20 protein-coding genes are annotated in these 22608 nt (G+C 65.2%); 12 read left to right on the top strand and 8 right to left on the bottom strand.

What is annotated here, in order from left to right; all coding sequences use genetic code 11:
- Positions 1-79: 79 nt before the first annotated feature.
- The 4 genes from BM198_RS12845 to BM198_RS12830 form a co-directional block, all read right to left on the bottom strand.
- Positions 80-361, bottom strand: coding sequence for a hypothetical protein (locus BM198_RS12845; protein ID WP_044413662.1), 282 nt, complete (start codon positions 359-361; stop codon positions 80-82).
- A 305-nt stretch (positions 362-666) separates the two neighbouring features.
- Positions 667-3477 (bottom strand): FAD-binding and (Fe-S)-binding domain-containing protein, encoded by a 2811-nt coding sequence (locus BM198_RS12840; protein ID WP_074970400.1) that lies wholly within the window; start codon positions 3475-3477, stop codon positions 667-669.
- Between the two features lie 68 nt (positions 3478-3545).
- Complete coding sequence (gene lldD, locus BM198_RS12835) at positions 3546-4691, bottom strand: FMN-dependent L-lactate dehydrogenase LldD (RefSeq protein ID WP_044413668.1); 1146 nt, start codon at positions 4689-4691, stop codon at positions 3546-3548.
- 147 nt (positions 4692-4838) lie between these two features.
- Positions 4839-6524: a lactate permease LctP family transporter gene (locus BM198_RS12830; RefSeq protein ID WP_074970398.1), complete on the bottom strand. Its 1686-nt coding sequence runs from the start codon at positions 6522-6524 to the stop codon at positions 4839-4841.
- Positions 6525-6839: 315 nt separating this feature from the next.
- On the opposite strand from BM198_RS12830, the gene BM198_RS12825 reads away from it, so the two are divergent.
- On the top strand, positions 6840-7607 hold the full coding sequence (locus BM198_RS12825) for an FCD domain-containing protein (RefSeq protein WP_074970396.1): 768 nt from the start codon (positions 6840-6842) through the stop codon (positions 7605-7607).
- Positions 7608-7667: 60 nt separating this feature from the next.
- On the opposite strand, the gene smpB is transcribed toward BM198_RS12825, so the two are convergent.
- Positions 7668-8147: an SsrA-binding protein SmpB gene (smpB, locus tag BM198_RS12820; RefSeq protein ID WP_044413676.1), complete on the bottom strand. Its 480-nt coding sequence runs from the start codon at positions 8145-8147 to the stop codon at positions 7668-7670.
- Positions 8148-8295: 148 nt separating this feature from the next.
- Here smpB and BM198_RS12815 point away from each other — a divergent pair, with 148 nt between their 5' ends.
- Both BM198_RS12815 and BM198_RS12810 read left to right on the top strand, forming a co-directional pair.
- Positions 8296-8730 (top strand): type II toxin-antitoxin system RatA family toxin, encoded by a 435-nt coding sequence (locus BM198_RS12815; RefSeq protein ID WP_069561650.1) that lies wholly within the window; start codon positions 8296-8298, stop codon positions 8728-8730.
- Entirely contained in the window at positions 8723-9043 is a 321-nt protein-coding gene (locus BM198_RS12810; protein ID WP_074970394.1) for an RnfH family protein, read from the top strand. The genes BM198_RS12815 and BM198_RS12810 overlap by 8 nt, the downstream gene beginning before the upstream one ends.
- A 95-nt stretch (positions 9044-9138) precedes the next feature.
- Here BM198_RS12810 and BM198_RS12805 read toward each other — a convergent pair whose 3' ends face one another.
- Positions 9139-9660 (bottom strand): outer membrane protein assembly factor BamE, encoded by a 522-nt coding sequence (locus BM198_RS12805; RefSeq protein WP_074970392.1) that lies wholly within the window; start codon positions 9658-9660, stop codon positions 9139-9141.
- Positions 9661-9756: 96 nt separating this feature from the next.
- Here BM198_RS12805 and fur point away from each other — a divergent pair, with 96 nt between their 5' ends.
- Complete coding sequence (fur, locus tag BM198_RS12800) at positions 9757-10161, top strand: ferric iron uptake transcriptional regulator (protein WP_044413688.1); 405 nt, start codon at positions 9757-9759, stop codon at positions 10159-10161.
- A 54-nt stretch (positions 10162-10215) separates the two neighbouring features.
- On the opposite strand, the gene recN is transcribed toward fur, so the two are convergent.
- Positions 10216-11889 carry a DNA repair protein RecN gene (gene recN / locus BM198_RS12795; protein WP_074970390.1) on the bottom strand — a complete coding sequence of 558 codons (1674 nt, stop codon included), beginning with the start codon at positions 11887-11889 and terminating at the stop codon, positions 10216-10218.
- A gap of 155 nt (positions 11890-12044) precedes the next feature.
- Here recN and grpE point away from each other — a divergent pair, with 155 nt between their 5' ends.
- The 8 genes from grpE to BM198_RS12755 all read left to right on the top strand — a co-directional run bounded on the left by grpE (position 12045) and on the right by BM198_RS12755 (position 22241).
- A complete protein-coding gene (gene grpE, locus BM198_RS12790; RefSeq protein ID WP_044413691.1) occupies positions 12045-12611 on the top strand; it encodes a nucleotide exchange factor GrpE in 567 nt (188 codons plus the stop codon).
- Positions 12612-12714: 103 nt separating this feature from the next.
- Positions 12715-14625: a molecular chaperone DnaK gene (gene dnaK / locus BM198_RS12785; protein WP_069564936.1), complete on the top strand. Its 1911-nt coding sequence runs from the start codon at positions 12715-12717 to the stop codon at positions 14623-14625.
- Positions 14626-14746: 121 nt separating this feature from the next.
- Entirely contained in the window at positions 14747-15874 is a 1128-nt protein-coding gene (gene dnaJ, locus BM198_RS12780) for a molecular chaperone DnaJ (RefSeq protein WP_044413696.1), read from the top strand.
- 82 nt (positions 15875-15956) lie between these two features.
- Entirely contained in the window at positions 15957-16760 is an 804-nt protein-coding gene (dapB, locus tag BM198_RS12775; protein ID WP_044413699.1) for a 4-hydroxy-tetrahydrodipicolinate reductase, read from the top strand.
- A gap of 196 nt (positions 16761-16956) precedes the next feature.
- Positions 16957-18093 (top strand): glutamine-hydrolyzing carbamoyl-phosphate synthase small subunit, encoded by a 1137-nt coding sequence (gene carA / locus BM198_RS12770; protein WP_044413703.1) that lies wholly within the window; start codon positions 16957-16959, stop codon positions 18091-18093.
- Positions 18094-18128: 35 nt separating this feature from the next.
- Entirely contained in the window at positions 18129-21350 is a 3222-nt protein-coding gene (gene carB / locus BM198_RS12765; RefSeq protein WP_044413706.1) for a carbamoyl-phosphate synthase large subunit, read from the top strand.
- Positions 21347-21820: a transcription elongation factor GreA gene (greA, locus tag BM198_RS12760; RefSeq protein ID WP_044413709.1), complete on the top strand. Its 474-nt coding sequence runs from the start codon at positions 21347-21349 to the stop codon at positions 21818-21820. The genes carB and greA overlap by 4 nt, the downstream gene beginning before the upstream one ends.
- Before the next feature lie 121 nt (positions 21821-21941).
- Positions 21942-22241, top strand: a complete 300-nt coding sequence (locus tag BM198_RS12755; protein ID WP_330591945.1) for a DUF4149 domain-containing protein — start codon at positions 21942-21944, stop codon at positions 22239-22241.
- Positions 22242-22266: 25 nt separating this feature from the next.
- On the opposite strand, the gene yhbY is transcribed toward BM198_RS12755, so the two are convergent.
- Complete coding sequence (gene yhbY, locus BM198_RS12750) at positions 22267-22581, bottom strand: ribosome assembly RNA-binding protein YhbY (protein ID WP_044413714.1); 315 nt, start codon at positions 22579-22581, stop codon at positions 22267-22269.
- Positions 22582-22608 lie beyond the last annotated feature (27 nt).

Here is a 22608-nt window from a genome sequence, read left to right as displayed (position 1 = left end):
CCCCGCGCGGGCGGGGCCTTACCGTCTCTGCGGCCCGGCTTATTGTCGGGCCGCCTTGTCGCGATCCTTCTACCTGCCGCTACTGCGACGCGCCGGCGCTGCCGCCGTCGGTGTTGGGACGCTGCAGGCGTTGCAGGGCCATGTTCGAGGCGCTGATGCAGCCTTCGGTGTCGCCGTGGGTCTTGGCCTGTTCGGCCTTGGCGCGCAGGTCCTGGACTTCCTGCTTGAGCGGATCGCCGAGGGTGGTGGCGGTGGCGAGCTGGTCGCTGATCTTCTGCAGGTTGAGGGTGCAGAGGTCGTCGGCGAAGGCCAGGGGGGACGCCAGCAGGGTGGCGCCGAGCAGCAGGGCAGTGCGTTTCATGGGGTGGTCCTCTCTTCGTTCTGTGGCACTCGGAGGGGCCTTGCGGGAAGGCCGGGTGGAGCACGGATGTCCGAGATGGGCGAGCCGGCGCGAAGCGGGCTCATGAAGGTGGACAGGGTGGCGGGGAGGGCGGTTCAGGTTTTCTGCTGGGAGACCTGTCGCCGCCCCACCATCCCACGCTTGGCAACACTGCAGCGTGCGCACGCACGTTGCTGTCGGGAATCGCAGTTGCAGGGCTGTGAAGAACCATAAAAATGCCCCGCTCGAGGCGGGGCGCAATCCGTGCCGGGCACGGCTCTTGAGGTTCAGTCCGCGCGGGGGCGGGTGACCCGGTCCACCAGGTAGACCAGGCCGTGGTAGTCGATGCCGCTGTGGTGGCTGAGGCCGATCTCGCAAGTGCGGCTGGTGGAGACGCCTTCCTCGCAGATCTGCACGGCGTCCTTCAGGCTGCGCAGGGCGTGGCCGTTGAGTTCCGGGGTGGTGAAGCCCTTGTCGCCGGCGAAGCCGCAGCAGTGGATGCCCTCGGGGACGACCACCTGGCGGGTGCAGCGGCTGACCAGGTCGATCAGCGCCTGGGATTCGCCCAGGTGCTGGGTGCTGCAGGTGACGTGGACGGCCACCGGCTGCTCCTGGGGGGTGAACTCCAGGCGGTCGAGCAGGTGGGTGCGGATGAACTTCACCGGGTCGTGGATCTTCAACCGGGGGTCGTCCAGGTCCTGCACCAGGCGCAGGGTGCAGGGGCTGGTGTCGCAGTAGATCGGGTCGAGGCCGCCGCGGCTGGCGCGCAGCAGTTCGGCCAGCAGTTCGTCGCGCTTGTCGTCGGCCTGGCGGGCGTAGCCCTTGGAGGCGAAGGGCTGGCCGCAGCAGAGGTTGTCGGCGTTGTCGGGGAAGACCACCTGGTAGCCGGCCTTCTCCAGCAGCTGGCGGGTCTTGTCCATCAGCGGTATCTGTTCGTCGGCACCGGCGGCCGGGCCCATGGCGCGGGAGACGCAGGCGGTGAGGTAGACCACGCGCGGGCGCTCGCCCACGGGGCCGGCCGCCGGTGGGTCGAAGCGCACCGGTTGCGGCATGGCCGGGGTCCACTGGGGCAGGCGTTCGCCACTGGCGCGGTGCAGGGCTCCGCTGAGGCGCGCCAGGCGTGGGGCGCCGAGCACGGCTCGGGTGAGGTTGGCGGTGGCCAGCAGCAGGCGGGCGCCCTTGAGGGTGGTGGCGAAGTTGCGCGCGAGCCAGGTGGCGGTGCCGGGGCGGTGTGCGTGTTCGCCACGCAGCTTGCGCACCAGGTCGCCGGTGTTGATGCCGACGGGGCAGCGCTGGGCGCAGAGGCCGGTAGCGGCGCAGGTGTCGACGCCCTGGTAGGCGAAGGCTTCTTCCAGCTCGCGGGTGTCGATGCCGGCGCGCTTGCGGGCCTGGATGTCGCGCCAGATGACGATGCGCTGGCGCGGGCTGAGGGTCAGGCCCTTGGAGGGGCAGACCGGCTCGCAGAAGCCGCATTCGATGCACTTGTCGACGATCTCGTCGGCGGCCGGCAGTGGCTTGAGGTTCTTCAGGTGCAGTTCGCGGTCGTCGCTGAGGATGACGCCGGGGTTGAGGATGCCGGTGGGGTCGAGCAGGCGCTTGAGCTGCCACATCAGCTGGTAGGCGTCGTGGCCCCATTCCAGTTCGACGAAGGGCGCCATGTTGCGTCCGGTGCCGTGTTCGGCCTTGAGGGCACCGCCGAATTCGACGGCGACCAGTTGGGCGACGTCCTGCATGAAGGCGTCGTAGCGGGCGACCTGTTCGGGGCTGTCGAAGCCCTGGGTGAAGACGAAGTGCAGGTTTCCTTCCAGGGCGTGGCCGAAGAGGATCGCTTCGTCGTAGCGGTGCTTGTCGAACAGTTCGATGAGGCGGTTGACGCCGGCGGCGAGCTGTTCCACGGGGAAGGTGACGTCTTCGATGATCACCGTGGTGCCGGTCTGGCGCACGGCGCCTACGGCGGGGAAGGTGTCCTTGCGGATCTTCCACAGCTGGTTGTAGACGACCGGGTCTTCGCTGAAGTCGACCTTCTGCTCCACCGGGAAGTCGGCGATGGAGGCGGTGATGCGGGCGAGCTGTTCGTGCAGCAGGCTGGCGCTGGCGGCGCGGGATTCGATCAGCAGGGCGCAGGCGCTGGCGGAGAGGCCCTTGACCCAGGTGGGCATGCCGGGCTTGTCCTGCACGGAGCGCAGGCTGCGGCGGTCCAGCAGTTCGACGGCGGAGACCGGTTGCTGCTTGAGCACGGGGACGGCGCGGCAGCAGGTTTCCACGTCGGGGAAGACGATCAGCGCGGAGGCCTTGTGCGGGTGCTCGGGCACGGTGTCGTAGGTGACGGCGCTGATGAAGCCGAGGGTGCCTTCGGAGCCCACCAGCAGGTGGGTGAGGATGTCCAGCGGCTGGTCGTAGTCCACCAGGGCGTTGAGGGACAGGCCGGTGGTGTTCTTCAGGCGGTACTTGTGGCGGATCTTCGCGGCCAGTTCGGTGTTGGCGCGGGTCTGCCGGCCGAGTTCGGCCAGGCGCTCCAGCAGCTCGCCGTGGCTGGCCTGGAAGGCGGCGACGCTGGCCGGGTCTTCGCTGTCCAGCAGGGTGCCGTCGGCCAGCACCAGGCGCAGGCCGGCGAGGGTGTGGTAGCTGTTCTGGGCGGTGCCGCAGCACATGCCGCTGGCGTTGTTGGCGACGATGCCGCCGATCTTGCAGGCGTTGATGGAGGCCGGGTCGGGCCCGATCTTGCGGCCGTAGGGGGCGAGCCAGGCGTTGGCCTGGGCACCGATGACGCCGGGCTGCAGGCGGATCTGCGCGCCGCCCTGGCGGATGTCGCGGCCGTTCCAGTTGTCACCGAGGACGATCAGCACCGAGTCGCTGATGGCCTGGCCGGAGAGGCTGGTGCCGGCGGCACGGAAGGTGACGGGCACCTGTTCGGCGTGGGCGGCCTTGAGCAGGGCGATGACTTCGGCTTCGCTCTCGACCCGCACCACCAGCTTGGGGATGAGGCGGTAGAAGCTGGCGTCGGTGCCGAAGGCGAGGGTGGAGAGCGCATCGTCGAAGCGCCGGTCGCGGGGGATCAGGCGCTCGACGGTGTGCAGGAAGGCGGCGGGCAGGCTCATCGGTCAGGTCCTGTCATCAACGGTGGGGTGCGGGCCGCTTGGGCGGCCTCGTCTTGGATGGGCGCCGTTCAGCGGGGCAGGTCGCGCACCAGTGAGTCGGCGTTGATCTCGGCGATGGACTTGGCGCCGGTGAGCACCATGGCCACGCGCATTTCCTTTTCGATCAGGTCCAGCAGGTTGCTCACGCCGGCGCCGCCGGCGGCGGCCAGGGCGTAGACGAAGGCGCGGCCGAGCATGACGGTGTCGGCGCCGAGGGCGAGCATGCGCACGACGTCGAGGCCGGTGCGGATGCCTGAGTCGGCGAGGATCTTCAGCTCGCCCTTGACGGCGTCGGCGATGGCGGGCAGGGCGCGGGCGCTGGAGAGCACGCCGTCGAGCTGCCGGCCGCCGTGGTTGGAGACGATGATGCCGTCGGCGCCGAAGGTGACGGCGTCACGGGCGTCCTCGGGGTCGAGGATGCCCTTGATGACCATGGGGCCTTGCCAGAAGTCGCGGATCCATTCGAGGTCCTTCCAAGAGATGGAGGGGTCGAAGTTGGCGCCGAGCCAGCCGATGTAGTCGGCCAGGCCGGTGGGGTTGCCGCGGTAGGTGGAGATGTTGCCGAGGTCGTGGGGCTTGCCCAGCAGGCCGACGTCCCAGGCCCAGGCGGGGTGGGTCATGGCTTGCAGCACGCGGCGCAGCGGTGCGTTGGGGCCGCTCATGCCGGAGTGGGCGTCGCGGTAGCGGGCGCCGGGCACGGGCATGTCGACGGTGAAGACGAGGGTAGTGACGCCGGCGGCCTTGGCGCGCTCCAGGGCGTTGCGCATGAAGCCGCGGTCCTTGAGCACGTAGAGCTGGAACCACATCGGCCGGTCGATGGCCGGGGCGACCTCTTCGATCGGGCACACCGAGACGGTGGAAAGGGTGAAGGGGATGCCCTTGGCCGCTGCGGCCTTGGCGGCCTGCACTTCGCCGCGCCGGGCGTACATGCCGGTGAGGCCGACGGGGGCGAGGGCGACAGGCATGGCGAGGGTTTCGCCGAACAGCTGGGTTTCGAGGCTCAGCTCGGACATGTTCCGCAGCACGCGCTGGCGCAGGGCGATGTCCGCCAGGTCCTGCACGTTGCGGCGTAGGGTGTGCTCGGCGTAGGCGCCGCCGTCGATGTAGTGGAACAGGAAGGGCGGCAGCTTGCGTTGGGCGGCGGCGCGGTAGTCGGTGGAGGCGGAGATGATCATGGGCTCTTCCGTTTTGGCAGAAAACGTGGATCGGGCGCGCTGGGGCGATACAGGGCGGAAATGGCCGGGGGAGCCGAGCCTACCTATGTAGGCGAGCCTCCCCGAGGCCATTCCCTTGCTGCATCGCCGACGCGCAGCCGGCCCTGGTCAGTGAACCAGCATGCCGGTGAAGACATAGGCCTGCGCCAGGGTGATCAGACCGACCATGGCGGCGAACAGCAGGCTGTGCTTCAGGGTGAAGCGGAACAGGTCCGACTCCTTGCCGACCATACCGGTGGCGGCGCAGGCCACGGCGATGGACTGCGGGGAGATCATCTTGCCGGTGACGCCACCGCTGGTGTTGGCGGCGACCAGGAGGGTGTCGTTGACGCCGATCTGGTGGGCGGTGGTGGCCTGCAGCGAGCCGAACAGGGCGTTGGAGGAGGTGTCGGAACCGGTGAGGAACACGCCCAGCCAGCCGAGGAACGGCGAGAAGAACGGGAAGGCCGCGCCAGTGCCGGCCAGGACCAGCGCCAGGGTGGTGGACATGCCGGAGAAGTTGGTGACGAAGGCGAAGGCCAGCACCATGCCGATGGAGAGGATCGGCAGTTTCAGCTCGACGAAGGTTTCACTCAGACTGGTCAGACCATTTTTAAAGTTGATCTTCAGGACCAGCATGGAAACCACGGCGGAGAGGAAGATCGCGGTGCCGGTGGCGGAGATCGGGTCGAACTTGTAGACGGCCGGAATCGCGGTGGCGGTGGCGACGATGGGGGCGCCTTTCATCACCAGCTGGTCCAGGTGCGGGATGGCGAACATGAAGACGAAGTGCTCCAGCGCGCCACCCGGGGCGAACAGGGCCTTGAACGGCTTCAGGGTCCAGATGGTGACCAGGACGGTGAGGATCAGGAAGGGCGACCAGGCCTTGAGGATCTCGCCGAAGCTGTAGGGCGACGGGGTGGTGCTGCGCGGGCCGCCGAAACCGCCCATGACGGCTGCACCGCCAGAGACGCCGACCACTTCGCGGTCTTCGGCGCGCTTGGGTTGCCACACCTTGAGGAACAGGGTCAGGGACACCAGGCTCACCAGGGCAGAGGTGATGTCGGGCAGTTCCGGGCCGATGAAGTTGGAGGTGAAGTACTGGGTGATGGCGAAGCTGGCACCGGCGACGAGGGCGGCCGGCCAGGTTTCCTTGATGCCGCGCCAGCCATCCATCATGGCCACCAGCCAGAACGGCACGATGATCGACAGGAAGGGCAGTTGGCGGCCGGTCATGGCGCCGATCTTGAAGGCGTCGATGCCGGTGACCTGGCCCGCGACGATGATCGGGATGCCGAGGGCGCCGAAGGCCACCGGGGCGGTGTTGGCGATCAGGCACAGGCCGGCGGCGTAGAGCGGGTTGAAGCCCAGGCCCACCAGCAGTGCGGCGGTGATGGCTACGGGGGCGCCGAAGCCGGCGGCTCCTTCGAGGAAGGCGCCGAAGGAGAAACCGATCAGCAGCACCTGCAGGCGCTGGTCGTCGGTGATGGACAGCACGGAGCTGCGGATCACTTCGAACTGGCCGCTCTTGACGGTGAGTTTGTAGAGGAACACCGCGGCGACGATGATCCAGGCGATCGGCCAGAGGCCGTAGGCGAAGCCGTAGCCGGCGGCGGCGAAGGCCATGTCGACCGGCATCTTGAAGGCGAAGATCGCGACCGCGAGGGACAGGGCCAGGGTGATGGTGCCTGCGATGTAGCCCTTCATGCGGAACACGGCGAGGGCGAGGAAGAAGAACACGATGGGGATCAAGGCGACCAGCGCGGACAGGCCGAGGCTGCCGAGCGGGGTGTAGATCTGTTGCCAAGCTTGCATTCGGGTGGCTCCCTGATTGTTTTTGGAGTGCCTGTTGGCCTTCCGGAGTCGTTGCGCTCGTGGCGCAGCAGCAGGCAATTGCTCTCCGTTCGGCGTTTTCGTCGAATTGGTATTACCAATTTACAAAATCGACGGCTCAGGGTAAAAGCCCTCCTATTGACCTGTCAATTTCGTGTCCTACAACTTTGGTCGAGCGCATGGGGCTCATCTGCGCCTTGTGGATGGCGATGGCGCTGGTTAGGCTGCCGCGCTGAATGAGCTGGGCTGCCATGGCAGGCGGCTGGAACGGGAACGGAACGGTGGTTCGGGAGGGGTATGGGATTCGGTCAGGTGCGTCAGCGCCGTCTGTCGGATGACATCGTCGATCACCTCGAGGCGATGATCCTCGAGGGGACCCTGAAAGCAGGCGAGCGGCTGCCGGCGGAGCGTGTGCTGGCCGAGCAGTTCGGGGTATCGCGTCCGTCCCTGCGGGAGGCTATCCAGAAGCTGGTGGCCAAGGGGCTGCTGGTGAGCCGGCAGGGCGGCGGCAACTACGTGTCGGCGGAGCTGGGGTCGACCTTCAGCGATCCGCTGCTGAAGCTGCTGGAGGGCAACCCCGACGCGCAGCGCGATCTGCTGGAGTTCCGCCATACGCTGGAAGGTTCCTGCGCCTACTACGCAGCGTTGCGGGCGACGGCGGTCGACCATGAGCGCCTGGGCGAGGCTTTCGAGGCGCTGCAGGCCTGCTATTCGCCGGGCAGCCAGGCGACCCGGGAGGAGGAGGGCGCCGCCGATGCGCGCTTCCATCTGGCGATTGCCGAGGCCAGCCACAATGCGGTGCTGCTGCACACCATCCGTGGGTTGTTCGATCTGCTCAAGCACAACGTGGTGACCAACATCGGCGGGATGTACCTGCAGCGCAGCGAGACCCGCGACATGCTGATGACGCAGCACCGGGCGCTGTACGAGGCGATCATCGAGCGGCGTGCGGAGGAGGCGCGGGAGGTGTCCCATCGCCACATCGACTACGTGCAGGAAGTGCTGGCCGAGGGGCGGCTGGAAGCGGTGCGCCTGGAGCGGGCGCAGCGGCGCCAGGGCATCTGAGTCGTCAGTGCGCGCAAACGAAAACGCCGGGCAATGCCCGGCGTTTCTGTCTGGCGAGGATCACTCCTTGCCTTTGGTGCGCATGGCGCGCTCGATCTCGCGGTCGGAGTCGCGTTCCTTCTCCGTGGCGCGCTTGTCGAATTCCTTCTTGCCCTTCACCAGGGCGATCTCGCACTTGATCAGGTGGGCCTTCCAGTACAGCGAGAGGGCGACGCAGGTGTAGCCCTTCTGCTGGACGGCGCCGAACAGCTTGCCCAGTTCGCGCTTGTGCAGCAGGAGCTTGCGGGTGCGCACGGGGTCGGCGATGACGTGGGTGCTGGCGGTCTTCAGCGGGGTGATGTGGCTACCGAGCAGCCAGGCCTCGCCGTCCTTCAGCAGTACGTAGCTGTCCACCAGCTGGGCCTTGCCGGCACGGAGGCTCTTGACCTCCCAGCCTGCCAGGGCGAGGCCTGCCTCGAAGCGCTGCTCGACGAAGTAGTCGTGCAGGGCCTTCTTGTTCTGTGCGATGGAGCCTTGGGATTGTTTCTTTTGCTTAGCCATAGGCGCGGCATTATAGGGAGTCGCTCGCCAGCCCGCTACGGCGGCGTAGGCTTGAGCGCGTTGGGCGAATCCCCGACAATGCGCGCTCTTTTTTTGACCAGCCGTGTTGCCCCTGCAGCAGCCGACTGACTGACGTTCAGAGGCTCCGATGTCCACGCATATCCAGCGTTCCGCGCTGCTCCCCTATCCCGCCAAGGCACTCTACGACCTGGTCAACGATGTGGTGCGCTACCCCGAATTCCTGCCCTGGTGCGCGAGCAGCGAGGTGCTGGAATCGAGCGAGTCGCACATGGTGGCCAGCCTGGGTGTGGCCAAGGGCGGGATCAGCCAGCGCTTCGTCACCCGCAATGTGCTGGTGGAGGGGGCGAGCATCGAGATGAACCTGGAGGAAGGGCCGTTCACCGAACTGCATGGGGTCTGGCACTTCAAGGCGCTGGGCGAGAAGGCCTGCAAGATCAGCCTGGACCTGTCCTTCGACTACGCCGGGCCGATCGTCAAGGCGACCCTGGGGCCGCTGTTCAACCAGGCGGCGAACACCTTGGTGGATGCCTTCTGCCAGCGGGCCAAGCAGCTGTATGGCTGAGTCGCTGATCGCCGTCGAGGTGGTGTGCGCGCTGCCTGATCGTCAGCGCCTGGTGCGGCTGGATGTGCCGGCCGGCACGACGTTGCGCCAGGCCGTGCTGATGGCGGGGCTGGCGGATGCGTTTCCCGGCGTGGACCTGGCGGCTGCACCGCTGGGCATCTTCGGCAAGGCGGTGCAGCACGCCGAGGCTCGGCAGGTCGAGGCGGGGGATCGCATCGAGGTGTACCGGCCGCTGGTGGCCGATCCGAAGGAGGTGCGCAAGGCGCGTGCCGCGCGTGCGGCTCAGGCCAGGGGAGAGGGTCGGGGCGATTGATCGGCGTCTGAGGACGCTGCGGCTGTCGGTCCTTCTCGATCAGGCAGGTACAAAAAAGCCCGGAACCAGTCCGGGCTTTTTCATGGGTGCTGCAGTTACTGCGGCGTGGTGTCCAGGGGTTCCGGGATCGGGACCGGTACGGTTTCCACCTGGTCCACTTCCTTCTGGATCTGCTCCAGCAGCGAACCGGGCTTGGCTTTCTCTTCCGGCTTCTGCTGGGTGGGTTTGTTCGGGGTGACCTGGTTGTTGCCGTCGCTGCCGAGGATCGCCTCGTCGCGGCTGACGCCAGGCATGAAGTCACCGCCCAGGCCGATCAGCTGGTCGTTGCCGTCGAACAGCAGGGTGACGCGCTCCTGCTGACGCTGGCCGCCGCCGGGCTGGATGCTGTAGAGATAATCCCAACGGTTGGCGTGGAAGGTATCGAGAATCAAGGGGTTGCCCATGATAAACCGCACTTGGCGCCGGGTCATTCCGGGCTTCAACTGGTCTATCATGTCCTGCGTTACGACGTTGCCTTGCTGGATGTCGATCTTGTAGACACCGGGAAACGAACAACCGGCGAGTGCGAGCAGGCCTGCAAATGAGAGGCTGGTCAGCAGGAGCTTGGTGTTTTGCATCGGTGGGTGACTTCCACTATCTTGGCTGGGCAACGAAAATCCGATCATACCCGCATTGAGGGAAGCTGCGAAGCAGCATCCACGAGAAAGCTGACCATGGTTGAAAATAACGAACTTCGCAAAGCCGGTCTGAAGGTCACCCTGCCTCGGGTGAAGATCCTTCAGATGCTCGACTCCGCCGATCAGCGTCACATGAGTGCCGAGGATGTGTACAAGGCACTGATGGAAGCCGGCGAGGACGTAGGCCTTGCGACGGTCTACCGCGTGCTTACCCAGTTCGAGGCTGCCGGCCTCGTCGTCCGCCACAACTTCGATGGCGGCCATGCCGTGTTCGAACTGGCTGACAGCGGCCACCACGACCACATGGTCTGCGTGGATTCCGGTGAGGTCATCGAATTCATCGACGCCGAAATCGAAAAGCGGCAGAAAGAGATCGTGAAAGAGCACGGCTTCGAGCTCGTCGATCACAATCTGGTGCTGTACGTGCGCAAGAAGAAGTGATTTCCGCTCCATGAAAAAGGCGACCTCGGGTCGCCTTTTTCATGCCTGCGCGAATCAGTGGCGGGCGCTGGTGACCATCTTGCGGGCGTGAGCGATGGACTCTTCGGTGAGGTCGACGCCGCCCAGCATGCGGGCGATCTCTTCCACGCGCGCCGCGTCGTCGAGGTTGGCGACGGCGGTTCGGGTTTCCTTGCTGCCGCGCTTCTTGTGCACGAAGAGGTGGTGATGGCCCTGGGCGGCCACCTGGGGCAGGTGGGTGACGGTGAGGACCTGGCCGCGTTCGCCCAGGCGCCGCAGCAACTGGCCGACCACTTCTGCGGTGGGACCGCCGATGCCCACGTCCACTTCGTCGAACACCAGGGTCGGTACCCTCGAGGTCTGTGCGGTGATGACCTGGATGGCCAGGCTGATCCGGGACAGCTCGCCGCCCGAGGCGACCTTGGCCAGGCCCTTGAGGGGCTGACCCGGGTTGGCGCTGACCAGGAACTCCACCTGTTCCTGTCCGTTCGGCTGGGGTTCGTCGCTTTCGATACTGCGCAGCTCGATGCTGAAACGCCCGCCGGGCATGCCCAGGCGTTGCATCTCCGTCTCCACGGCCTTGGCCAGCTTGCCGGCCGCTTTGCCGCGCAACTGGCTCAGCTCGGCGGCTTTTGCCTGGTAGTGGCGGGCATAGGCCGCCAGTTCGTCCCCGAGGCGCTCCACCGCCTCGTCATCGGCATTGAGCGCTTCGATCTCCTCCAGCAGCGTGTGCTGCAGGTGAGGCAGTTCGCTGGGATGGATGCGGTGCTTGCGGGCCAGGGTGTAGAGCGTATCGAGGCGTTCTTCGACCTCCTGCTGGCGGTGCGGGTCGGCATCGAAATGGTCGATGAAGCGGTTGATCTCGCCGACCGCTTCTTCCACCTGGATCTGTGCGCTGGCCAGCAGGTTGACGGCTTCGGCAATCGGGCCCTGCTGGGCGTTGAAGGCTGTCAGGCGGTTGAGGCTGGAGGTGAGGGCGCTGAGGACGTTGCCAGCATCGCTCTCGCTGCACATGTCCAGTACCTGGCGGCAGCCGGCCAGCAGGCCTTCGGCGTTGGACAGGGTCTTGTGCTCGGCTTCCAGTTGCTCCAGTTCGTTATCGCCGAGGGCCAGTTGCTCCAGCTCTTCCAGTTGGTAGCTGAGCAATTGGTGGCGGGCGCGCTGCTCCTCGCTGTTGCGGGACAGGCGCTGGAGCTCCTGGCGGGTCTGGCGCCAGCGCTGGGCAGCGAGCTGGACCTGGCGGGCCAGGTCGCTGGCGCCGGCAAATTCGTCCAGCAGGCGCCGATGGGTGTCCGGCTTGAGCAGCGACTGATGCTCATGCTGGCTGTGGATGTCGATCAGCAGTTCGCCAAGTGCCTTGAGATCGCCCTGGGGGCAGGGCGTGCCGTTTATATAGGCACGGGAGCGTCCTTCCGCAGTGATGACCCGGCGCAGGATGCACGGGCCGTCGGTTTCCAGGTCCCGCTCGGCGAGCCAGGCGCGGGCTTCGGGGATGTCGCTCAGGTCGAAGCTGGCGAGGATGTCGGCCTTCTCCGCGCCGGGGCGGACGGCGCCACTGTCGGCGCGGTCGCCCAGGGTCAGGCCGAGGGCGTCGAGCATGATCGACTTGCCCGCGCCGGTCTCGCCGGTAATCACGGTCATGCCGCCTTCGAGCTCAAGATCCAGGTGCTCGACGATGGCGTAGTTGTGGACTGAGAGGTGGACCAGCATGGCGGGGACTCCCCTGGGCTTAGGCTGGCTATTTATACAGTGTTTGTTTTCCGGCTGACAATCGCCTGCTGCCCTTGAAGCGATAAATTGCGACCCCATATAGGCGGACAGATCGGCGGGTCATTCCCCGCCACCGTTTCAGTAAGGAGGAAGGCATGGCAGACGAACAGAACCTGGATACCCAGAACCCCGAGGTGAGCGCACCGGCTGACGTGGCGGGCGAGGACCTCGTGGCCCGCGTCCAGGCGCTGGAGGAGCAGCTGGCTGCGGCCCAGGACCAGTCCCTGCGTACCGCCGCCGAGCTGCAGAACATCCGCCGCCGTGCGGAGCAGGATGTCGAGAAGGCGCACAAATTCGCCCTGGAGAAGTTCGCCAACGACCTGCTGCCGGTGGTCGACAGCCTGGAGCGCGGCCTGGAGCTGACCAGTGCCGAGGACGAGGCCGTTCGCCCTGTACGTGAAGGCGTCGAGCTGACCCTGAAGCTGTTCCACGACACCCTGAAGCGCTTCCAGGTTGAGGCCGTCGATCCCCATGGCGCTCCGTTCAACCCGGAGCATCATCAGGCGATGGCAATGGAAGAGAGTACCCATGTCGAGCCGGGTAGCGTCCTGAAGGTCTTCCAGAAGGGCTACCTGCTCAACGGCCGCCTGCTGCGCCCGGCCATGGTCGTGGTCAGCAAGGCCCCGGCCGAAGCGCCGCCGTCCATCGACGAGCAGGCTTGAAATCCGGCTTCGGGCCCCCATCTGGTAGTCCAAGCGTTCACATGCTGATGCGGCCCCCAAGCGAGCGGGGCCGTAAAGAAATCAAAGTTTCGGGAGAGAGAATATGGGCAAGATCATCGGTATCGACCTGGGTACCACCAACTCCTGCGTTTCCATTCTTGAGAATGGCAACGTCAAGGTGATCGAGAACGCCGAAGGCGCGCGTACCACCCCCTCGATCATCGCCTACACCAACGACGGCGAGATCCTGGTCGGCCAGTCCGCCAAGCGCCAGGCCGTCACCAACCCGCACAACACCCTGTACGCCGTGAAGCGCCTGATCGGTCGTCGCTTCGAAGAAGACGTCGTTCAGAAAGACATCAAGATGGTCCCCTACAAGATCGCCAAGGCCGACAACGGTGACGCCTGGGTCGAAGTGAAGGGCCAGAAGATGGCGCCTCCGCAAATCTCTGCGGAAGTGCTGAAGAAGATGAAGAAGACCGCCGAAGACTACCTCGGCGAGCCGGTGACCGAAGCCGTCATCACCGTTCCGGCCTACTTCAACGACAGCCAGCGCCAGGCCACCAAGGACGCCGGTCGTATCGCCGGCCTGGACGTCAAGCGCATCATCAACGAGCCTACCGCGGCAGCGCTGGCCTACGGCATGGACAAGGCCAAGGGCGACCACACCGTGATCGTCTATGACCTGGGTGGCGGTACCTTCGACGTGTCGGTCATCGAGATCGCCGAAGTGGACGGCGAGCACCAGTTCGAAGTGCTGGCCACCAACGGCGACACCTTCCTGGGTGGTGAGGACTTCGACATCCGCCTGATCGACTACCTCGTCGACGAGTTCAAGAAAGAGTCCGGCATGGACCTGAAGGGCGACCCGCTGGCCATGCAGCGCCTCAAAGAGGCTGCCGAGAAGGCCAAGATCGAGCTGTCCTCCAGCCAGCAGACCGACGTCAACCTGCCGTACATCACGGCAGACCAGACCGGTCCGAAGCACCTGAACGTGAAGATTTCCCGCGCCAAGCTGGAAGCCCTGGTGGAAGACCTGGTCGCTCGCACCATCGAGCCGTGCCGCATCGCGCTGAAAGATGCCGGCCTGGACGTGGGCGACATCCACGAAGTCATCCTGGTCGGTGGTCAGACCCGCATGCCGCTGGTGCAGAAGCAAGTCGCCGACTTCTTCGGCAAGGAAGCGCGCAAGGACGTCAACCCGGACGAAGCCGTCGCCATCGGTGCGGCCATTCAGGGCGCCGTACTGGCCGGTGACGTGAAGGACGTGCTGCTGCTCGACGTGAGCCCGCTGACCCTGGGTATCGAGACCCTGGGTGGCGTGATGACTCCGCTGATCGAGAAGAACACCACCATCCCGACCAAGAAGTCCCAGGTGTTCTCCACTGCCGACGACAACCAGTCCGCCGTGACCATTCACGTGCTGCAGGGTGAGCGCAAGCAGGCCGGCCAGAACAAGTCCCTGGGCAAGTTCGACCTGGCCGAGATCCCGCCGGCTCCGCGTGGCGTGCCGCAGATCGAAGTGACCTTCGACATCGACGCCAACGGCATCCTGCACGTGTCCGCCAAGGACAAGGCCACCGGCAAGCAGCAGTCCATCGTGATCAAGGCCAACTCCGGCCTGTCCGAGGAAGAAATCCAGCAGATGGTGCGTGACGCCGAAGCCAACGCCGAGGAAGACCGCAAGTTCGAAGAGCTGGCCGGTGCCCGCAACCAGGGCGATGCGCTGGTTCACGCCACCCGCAAGATGATCACCGAAGCGGGCGACAAGGCCACTGCTGAAGAGAAAGCGGCCATCGAGAAAGCTGTAGGCGAGCTGGAAGTTGCCGTGAAGGGCGATGACAAGGCCGAGATCGAAGCCAAGATGAATGCGCTGTCCCAGGCTTCCGCTCCGCTGGCGCAGAAGATGTACGCCGAGCAGGCCAAGGCCGGCGAGGGTGCTCCCGCAGGCGACGACAAGGCTGCCGACGATGCCGTCGACGCCGAGTTCGAAGAGGTCAAGGACAACAAGTAAGCGCCACGCTTGCTTGCGCTCCTGCCCCGGGCCGTTCGGCCCGGGGTGATTCGCCACGCGGGGGCTTGCTCCCGCGTCGGCGTGTCTGGAGGGCGCGAAACTTTCAGAGTGCAGAGAACCAATGGCTAAACGTGACTTTTACGAAATCCTCGGTGTGGAGCGTGGCGCCAGCGAGGCCGAGCTGAAGAAGGCCTATCGTCGCCTGGCCATGAAGTACCACCCGGACCGCAACCCGGGGGACAAGGAGTCCGAGGAGAAATTCAAGGAGGCCAACGAGGCCTACGAAATCCTCTCGGATGCCAGCAAGCGCGCGGCCTACGACCAATACGGCCACGCCGGCGTCGACCCGCAGATGGGCGGCGGCGGTGGGGCAGGGTTCGGCGGTGCTAGCTTCTCCGACATCTTCGGCGACGTGTTCAGCGACTTCTTCGGTGGCCAGCGCGGTGGCCAGCGTGGCGGTGCCCAGCGTGGCAGCGACCTGCGCTACACCCTTGAGCTGGATCTCGAAGAGGCGGTTCGCGGCACGACCGTGACCATCCGTGTGCCGACCCTGGTCAACTGCAAGACCTGCGATGGCTCCGGTGCGAAGAAAGGCACCAGCCCCGTCACCTGCACCACCTGCGGTGGCATTGGGCAGGTGCGCATGCAGCAGGGCTTCTTCTCCGTCCAGCAGACCTGCCCGCGTTGCCACGGCACCGGCAAGATGATCAGCGACCCGTGCGGCAGCTGCCATGGCCAGGGGCGTGTGGAAGAGCACAAGACCCTGTCGGTGAAGGTGCCGTCCGGCGTGGACACCGGCGACCGCATCCGCCTGTCCGGCGAAGGCGAGGCGGGCGTGATGGGCGGGCCGCCCGGCGACCTGTACGTGGTGGTCAACGTGCGCGAGCACCCGATCTTCCAGCGTGACGGCAAGCACCTGTACTGCGAGGTGCCGATCAGCTTCGCCGATGCGGCGCTGGGTGGTGAGCTGGAGGTGCCGACCCTGGACGGCCGCGTCAAGTTGAAGATCCCCGAGGCAACCCAGACCGGCAAGCTGTTCCGCCTGCGTGGCAAGGGCGTTGCCCCTGTGCGGGGTGGTGGTGCGGGCGACCTGATGTGCCGCGTGGTGGTCGAGACGCCGGTGAATCTGGACAAGCGCCAGCGGGAACTGCTGGAAGAGTTCCGCAAGAGCCTGCAGAGTGACGGCTCCCATTCGCCCAAGGCCAGCACCTGGTTCGAAGGCATGAAGCGCTTCTTTGGTGATCTTTGACGCAGGGCGCCAGGCGGCGTACGGCAGGCTTGGCCTGATTGTGCGCGGGGCCTGGCGCTTCTAGCTTGGAGCTTTGTTCGTTATGCGACGTATTGCAGTGATGGGCGCCGCCGGGCGCATGGGCAAGACCCTGATCGAAGCGGTCCAGCAGAACCCGGGTGCCGGCCTGACCGCCGCCATCGATCGACCCGACAGCACCCTGGTGGGGGCTGATGCAGGTGAGCTGGCCGCCCTGGGGCGTATCGGCGTGCCGCTCTCGGGCGACCTGGCCAAGGTGGTGGACGAGTTCGACGTGCTGATCGACTTCACTCACCCGTCGGTGACCCTCAAGAACCTGGAGGTCTGTCGCCAGGCGGGCAAGGCCATGGTCATCGGCACTACCGGTTTCACCGCCGAGGAGAAGGCGCTGCTGGCCGAGGCGGCCAAGCAGATCCCCATCGTCTTTGCCGCAAACTTCAGCGTCGGGGTGAATCTTTGTCTCAAGCTGCTGGACACCGCTGCGCGGGTGCTCGGCGACGAAGTGGACATCGAGATCATCGAAGCCCATCACCGCCACAAGGTCGATGCCCCCTCCGGCACCGCGCTGCGCATGGGTGAGGTGGTGGCCGAGGCCCTGGGGCGCGACCTGTCGAAGGTGGCGGTCTATGGCCGTGAAGGTCAGACGGGCGCTCGCGAGCGCGAAACCATCGGCTTCGCCACCGTGCGTGCAGGTGATGTGGTCGGCGACCATACCGTCCTGTTCGCGGCCGATGGCGAGCGCGTCGAGATCACCCACAAGGCGTCCAGTCGCATGACGTTCGCCCGTGGCGCCGTACGTGCCGCGCTGTGGCTGGATGGCCAGGGTGCCGGCCTGTACGACATGCAGGATGTGCTGGGTCTGCGCTGATTGTTGGTCGCGGAATGCAGTTTGGTGATGTCTTTCCTGTGGACCGAAATGACGCATTCCTGTAAGCTGCAGCTTTAGTGTGTCCACTAAAAGTTACGCAGAAATGGCTCAGATAAAAAAGCGGGGTGACGGTATCAACGTCATCCCGCTTTTTTACAATCTGCGTTTGCTTCAGCCTTAGATACGGGAGGTCTTCTTGACTAAGCCAGCCATACTCGCGCTTGCCGACGGCAGCATTTTCCGCGGCGAGTCCATCGGGGCCGACGGCCAGACCATCGGAGAGGTGGTGTTCAACACTGCCATGACCGGCTACCAGGAAATCCTCACCGATCCTTCCTATGCGCAGCAGATCGTCACCCTGACCTATCCCCACATCGGCAACACCGGCATCACGCCGGAAGATGCCGAGTCCGACCGCGTCTGGGCCGCCGGCCTGATCATTCGCGACCTGCCGCTGCTGGCCAGCAACTGGCGCAGCAAGCAGTCCCTGCCGGAATACCTGCAGGCGACCGGTACCGTTGCGATCGCGGGGCTTGATACCCGCCGCCTGACCCGCATCCTGCGTGAGAAGGGCTCCCAGAACGGCTGCATCCTGGTCGGCGCTGATGCCACCGAGGAAAAGGCACTGGAACTGGCACGCAGCTTCCCGGGCCTGAAGGGCATGGACCTGGCCAAGGAAGTGACTTGCGAGAAGCCTTATGAATGGCGCTCCAGTGTCTGGAACCTGGAAAGCGACAGCCACCCCGAGATCGCTGCTGCCGAGCTGCCCTACCACGTGGTGGCCTATGACTACGGCGTGAAGCTGAACATCCTGCGCATGCTCGTCGCACGTGGTTGCCGCCTGACCGTGGTGCCGGCCAAGACCCCGGCCAAGGACGTGCTCGCCCTGAATCCGGATGGCGTCTTCCTGTCCAACGGCCCGGGTGACCCGGAGCCTTGCGACTACGCCATCGCCGCCATTAAGGAAATCCTCGAGACCGACATCCCGGTGTTCGGTATCTGCCTGGGCCACCAGTTGCTGGCCCTGGCCTCCGGTGCCCGCACCATGAAGATGGGCCACGGCCACCACGGCGCCAACCACCCGGTGCAGGACCTGGATTCCGGCGTGGTGATGATCACCAGCCAGAACCACGGTTTCGCCGTGGACGAGTCCAGCATGCCGGCCAACCTGCGTGCCACCCACAAGTCGCTGTTCGACGGCACCCTGCAGGGCATCGAGCGCACCGACAAGGTGGCCTTCAGCTTCCAGGGGCACCCCGAGGCGAGCCCCGGTCCGCACGATGTGGCTCCGCTGTTCGATCGCTTCATCGAAACCATGGCCAAGCGCCGCTGATCCTCGCCGACTGACCCAAGGATTCGAGTAAGACCATGCCAAAACGTACAGATATCAAAAGCATCCTGATCCTCGGCGCCGGCCCCATCGTCATCGGCCAGGCCTGCGAGTTCGACTACTCGGGCGCCCAGGCCTGCAAGGCCCTGAAGGAAGAAGGTTTCCGCGTCATCCTGGTGAACTCCAACCCGGCCACCATCATGACCGACCCGGCCATGGCCGACGCCACCTACATCGAGCCGATCAAGTGGCAGACCGTTGCCAAGATCATCGAGAAGGAGCGTCCTGACGCCCTCCTGCCCACCATGGGCGGCCAGACCGCGCTGAACTGCGCCCTGGACCTGGAGCGCCATGGCGTCCTGGAGAAGTTCGGCGTCGAGATGATCGGTGCCAACGCCGACACCATCGACAAGGCCGAGGACCGTTCGCGCTTCGACAAGGCCATGAAGGACATCGGCCTGGCCTGCCCGCGCTCCGGCATCGCCCACAGCATGGAAGAGGCCTATGGCGTCCTCGAGATGGTCGGCTTCCCTTGCATCATCCGTCCGTCCTTCACCATGGGCGGCACCGGTGGCGGCATCGCCTACAACCGTGAAGAGTTCGAAGAGATCTGCGCCCGTGGCCTGGACCTGTCCCCGACCAACGAGCTGCTGATCGACGAGTCCCTGATCGGCTGGAAGGAATACGAGATGGAGGTTGTCCGCGACAAGAAGGACAACTGCATCATCGTCTGCGCCATCGAGAACTTCGACCCGATGGGCGTGCACACCGGTGACTCCATCACCGTGGCGCCCGCGCAGACCCTGACCGACAAGGAATACCAGATCCTGCGCAACGCCTCCCTGGCGGTGCTGCGCGAGATCGGCGTGGAGACCGGCGGTTCCAACGTGCAGTTCGGCATCTGCCCGAACACCGGCCGCATGGTCGTGATCGAGATGAACCCGCGCGTATCCCGCTCCTCCGCTCTGGCCTCCAAGGCCACCGGCTTCCCGATCGCCAAGATCGCCGCCAAGCTGGCTGTCGGCTACACCCTGGACGAGCTGCAGAACGACATCACCGGCGGTCGTACCCCGGCGTCCTTCGAGCCGGCCATCGACTACGTGGTGACCAAGGTTCCGCGCTTTGCCTTCGAGAAGTTCCCCAAGGCTGACGCCCGCCTGACCACCCAGATGAAGTCCGTGGGCGAAGTGATGGCCATCGGTCGCACTTTCCAGGAGTCCGTGCAGAAGGCCCTGCGTGGTCTGGAAGTCGGCGTTGCCGGCTTCGATCCCAAGCTGGACCTGGCCGACCCCGAGGCCGAGAGCATCCTCAAGCGCGAGCTGACCGTGCCGGGCGCCGAGCGTATCTGGTATGTGGCTGATGCATTCCGCGCCGGCAAGACGGTCGAAGAAGTGTTCGACCTCACCCGCATCGATGAGTGGTTCCTGATCCAGATCGAAGACCTGGTGAAGGAAGAGCAGCAGGTGCAGACCCTGGGTCTGTCCGGGATCGACTACGAGCTGATGCGCCGCCTCAAGCGCAAGGGCTTCTCCGATGCGCGCCTCGCCAAGCTGCTGGGTGTCACCGAGAAGAACCTGCGGGCCCATCGCCACAAGCTGAAAGTGCTGCCGGTGTACAAGCGCGTCGACACCTGTGCTGCCGAATTCGCCACCGACACCGCCTACATGTACTCGACCTACGAGGAAGAGTGCGAGGCGAACCCGTCCGGTCGCGACAAGATCATGATCCTGGGTGGCGGCCCCAACCGCATCGGCCAAGGCATCGAGTTCGACTACTGCTGCGTACACGCAGCGTTGGCGATGCGCGAAGACGGCTACGAGACCATCATGGTCAACTGCAACCCGGAGACCGTCTCCACCGACTACGACACCTCGGATCGCCTGTATTTCGAGCCGGTGACCCTGGAAGACGTACTGGAGATCGTCCGCGTCGAGCAGCCCAAGGGCGTCATCGTGCAGTACGGCGGCCAGACCCCGCTGAAGCTGTGCCGCGCCCTCGAAGAGGCCGGTGTGCCGATCATCGGCACCAGTCCGGATGCCATCGACCGTGCCGAAGACCGCGAGCGCTTCCAGCAGATGGTCCAGCGTCTCAACCTGCGCCAGCCGGCCAACGCCACGGCCCGTAGCGAAGACGAAGCCCTGGCCCTGTCCAAGGGCATCGGCTACCCGATGGTGGTGCGTCCGTCCTACGTGCTGGGTGGCCGTGCGATGGAAATCGTCTACCAGGAAGAAGAGCTCAAGCGCTACATGCGTGAGGCCGTGAAGGTTTCCAACGACAGCCCGGTGCTGCTGGATCGCTTCCTCAACTGCGCCATCGAGGTGGACGTGGATGCGGTGTGCGACGGCGAAACCGTCGTGATCGGCGCGATCATGCAGCACATCGAGCAGGCCGGTGTGCACTCCGGTGACTCCGCGTGCTCGCTGCCGCCGTACTCGCTGCCGAAGCACATCCAGGACGAGATCCGCGAGCAGGTCAAGAAGATGGCCCTGGAGCTGGGTGTCGTCGGCCTGATGAACGTGCAGATGGCCGTGCAGGGCGAGGACATCTACGTGATCGAGGTGAACCCGCGCGCGTCCCGTACCGTGCCGTTCGTCTCCAAGTGCATCGGCGAGTCCCTGGCCAAGGTGGCCGCACGCGTCATGGCAGGCAAGAGCCTGGCTGAGGTCGGCTTCACCCAGGAGATCATCCCGCCGTTCTTCAGCGTCAAGGAGGCGGTGTTCCCCTTCGCCAAGTTCCCGGGCGTCGACCCGATCCTCGGCCCGGAAATGAAGTCCACTGGCGAGGTGATGGGCGTGGGTGATACCTTCGGCGAAGCCTTTGCCAAGGCCCAGCTCGGTGCCAGCGAGATCCTCCCGAACTCCGGTACTGCCTTCATCAGCGTGCGCGAAGACGACAAGGCCGAGGCCGTTCAAGTCGCTCGTGACCTGGTGGCGCTGGGCTTCGAGGTCGTGGCGACTGCCGGTACTGCGCGTGTCATCGAGGCCGCCGGCCTGCCGGTACGCCGGGTGAACAAGGTGACCGAAGGTCGTCCCCATGTGGTCGACATGATCAAGAACGACGAGGTCACCCTGATCATCAATACCACCGAGGGGCGTCAGTCCATTGCCGACTCCTACTCGATCCGTCGTAACGCCCTGCAGCACAAGATCTACTGCACCACCACCATCGCGGCGGGGCAGGCGGTCTGTGAGGCGCTCAAGTTCGGTCCCGAGAAGACCGTGCGCCGCTTGCAGGATCTCCATGCAGGAATCAACGCATGACCAAGTTTCCGATGACCATCCAGGGCGCTCAGGCCCTGGAAGACGAACTCAAGGCGCTCAAGATCGAGCGCCCGAAGATCAGCCAGGCCATTGCCGAGGCACGTGAGCTGGGCGATCTCAAGGAGAACGCCGAGTACCATGCTGCCCGTGAGCAGCAGGGCCTGGCCGAGGCGCGCATCCGCGACATCGAGGCCAAGCTGTCCAACGCCCACATCATCGACATCACCACCATCCCCCACAGTGGCAAGGTGATCTTCGGTGTGACCGTGGACATCGCCAACGTCGAGACCGACGAAACCGTGACCTACCAGATCGTGGGTGACGACGAAGCCGACATCAAGCGTGGCAAGCTCTCGGTCAGCTCCCCCATCGCGCGAGCGCTGGTGGGCAAGGTCGAGGGTGATGTGGTGGTGGTGAAGACGCCCAGCGGTCTGGTCGAGTACGAGATCGTCGAGGTTCGCCATATCTGATCGACGCTCCTCCCGTGCGGCGGTAGCCGGGTGGCAGCTGGTCCAGACATTCTGGGTCGGTGGCCTCTGGCTGCTGCACTTCGTGGTTCTGCCAGCCTTGGAACGAGTGGGATTTGCGCCATTGTTGGTGGAAGAGCTGTCTCGCAGTCTTTCCCCGTTGTTGGTGGGGTTTGCGGCGTTCTGTGGCGTGCTTCAGTTGGGGCTGCTGGCCTGGCTGGAGGGCGCGCGCAGCGTGTTGCGGGATTCGCGAGGGCAGCTGCTGTTGGTCATCCTGCTGGCGGCAACGATCTTCCTGGTCGTCAGCTTCTGGAAAGCCGAGTTCGCTCGCCTGTTGGCATTCAGCTACATGGTGTTGACGCTGTGTGGTGCGTTGCTGGTCGTGCAGCCCGTGCCGGGCAGTGATCGCCGCAGGGCGCGCTAAGTGGCGCCCCGTCGGCTTCAAGGCATCAAAGGCCGCTGAAGCGGCTGATGTTGGAGAGGTTGCGGTTGGGCTTGGGATTGCGGCGGTAGATCAGCGCCATCTTGCCGATGACCTGAACCAGTTCGCACTTGCCGGCTTCGCAAAGCTCGTCAATCAGTGCGCGCCGATCCTCGCGTTCGGTGATGCGGAACTGCACCTTGATCAGTTCGTGATCGTTGAGCGCACGATCCAGTTCGGCCAGGACCCCTTCGGTCAGGCCGTTCTCGGCCACGATCAATACCGGTTTCAGGTGGTGGCCGATAGATTTGTATTGCTTCTTGTGCTCCTGAGAGAGCGCCATAATCAGACCCCTGCGAAAAAAGGCTGC

The organism is Metapseudomonas otitidis (assembly GCF_900111835.1).
GTDB classification, from domain to species: domain Bacteria; phylum Pseudomonadota; class Gammaproteobacteria; order Pseudomonadales; family Pseudomonadaceae; genus Metapseudomonas; species Metapseudomonas otitidis.
Note: the sequence above shows the minus strand (reverse complement) of the source record. Positions and strands in the feature narration are given on the sequence as shown.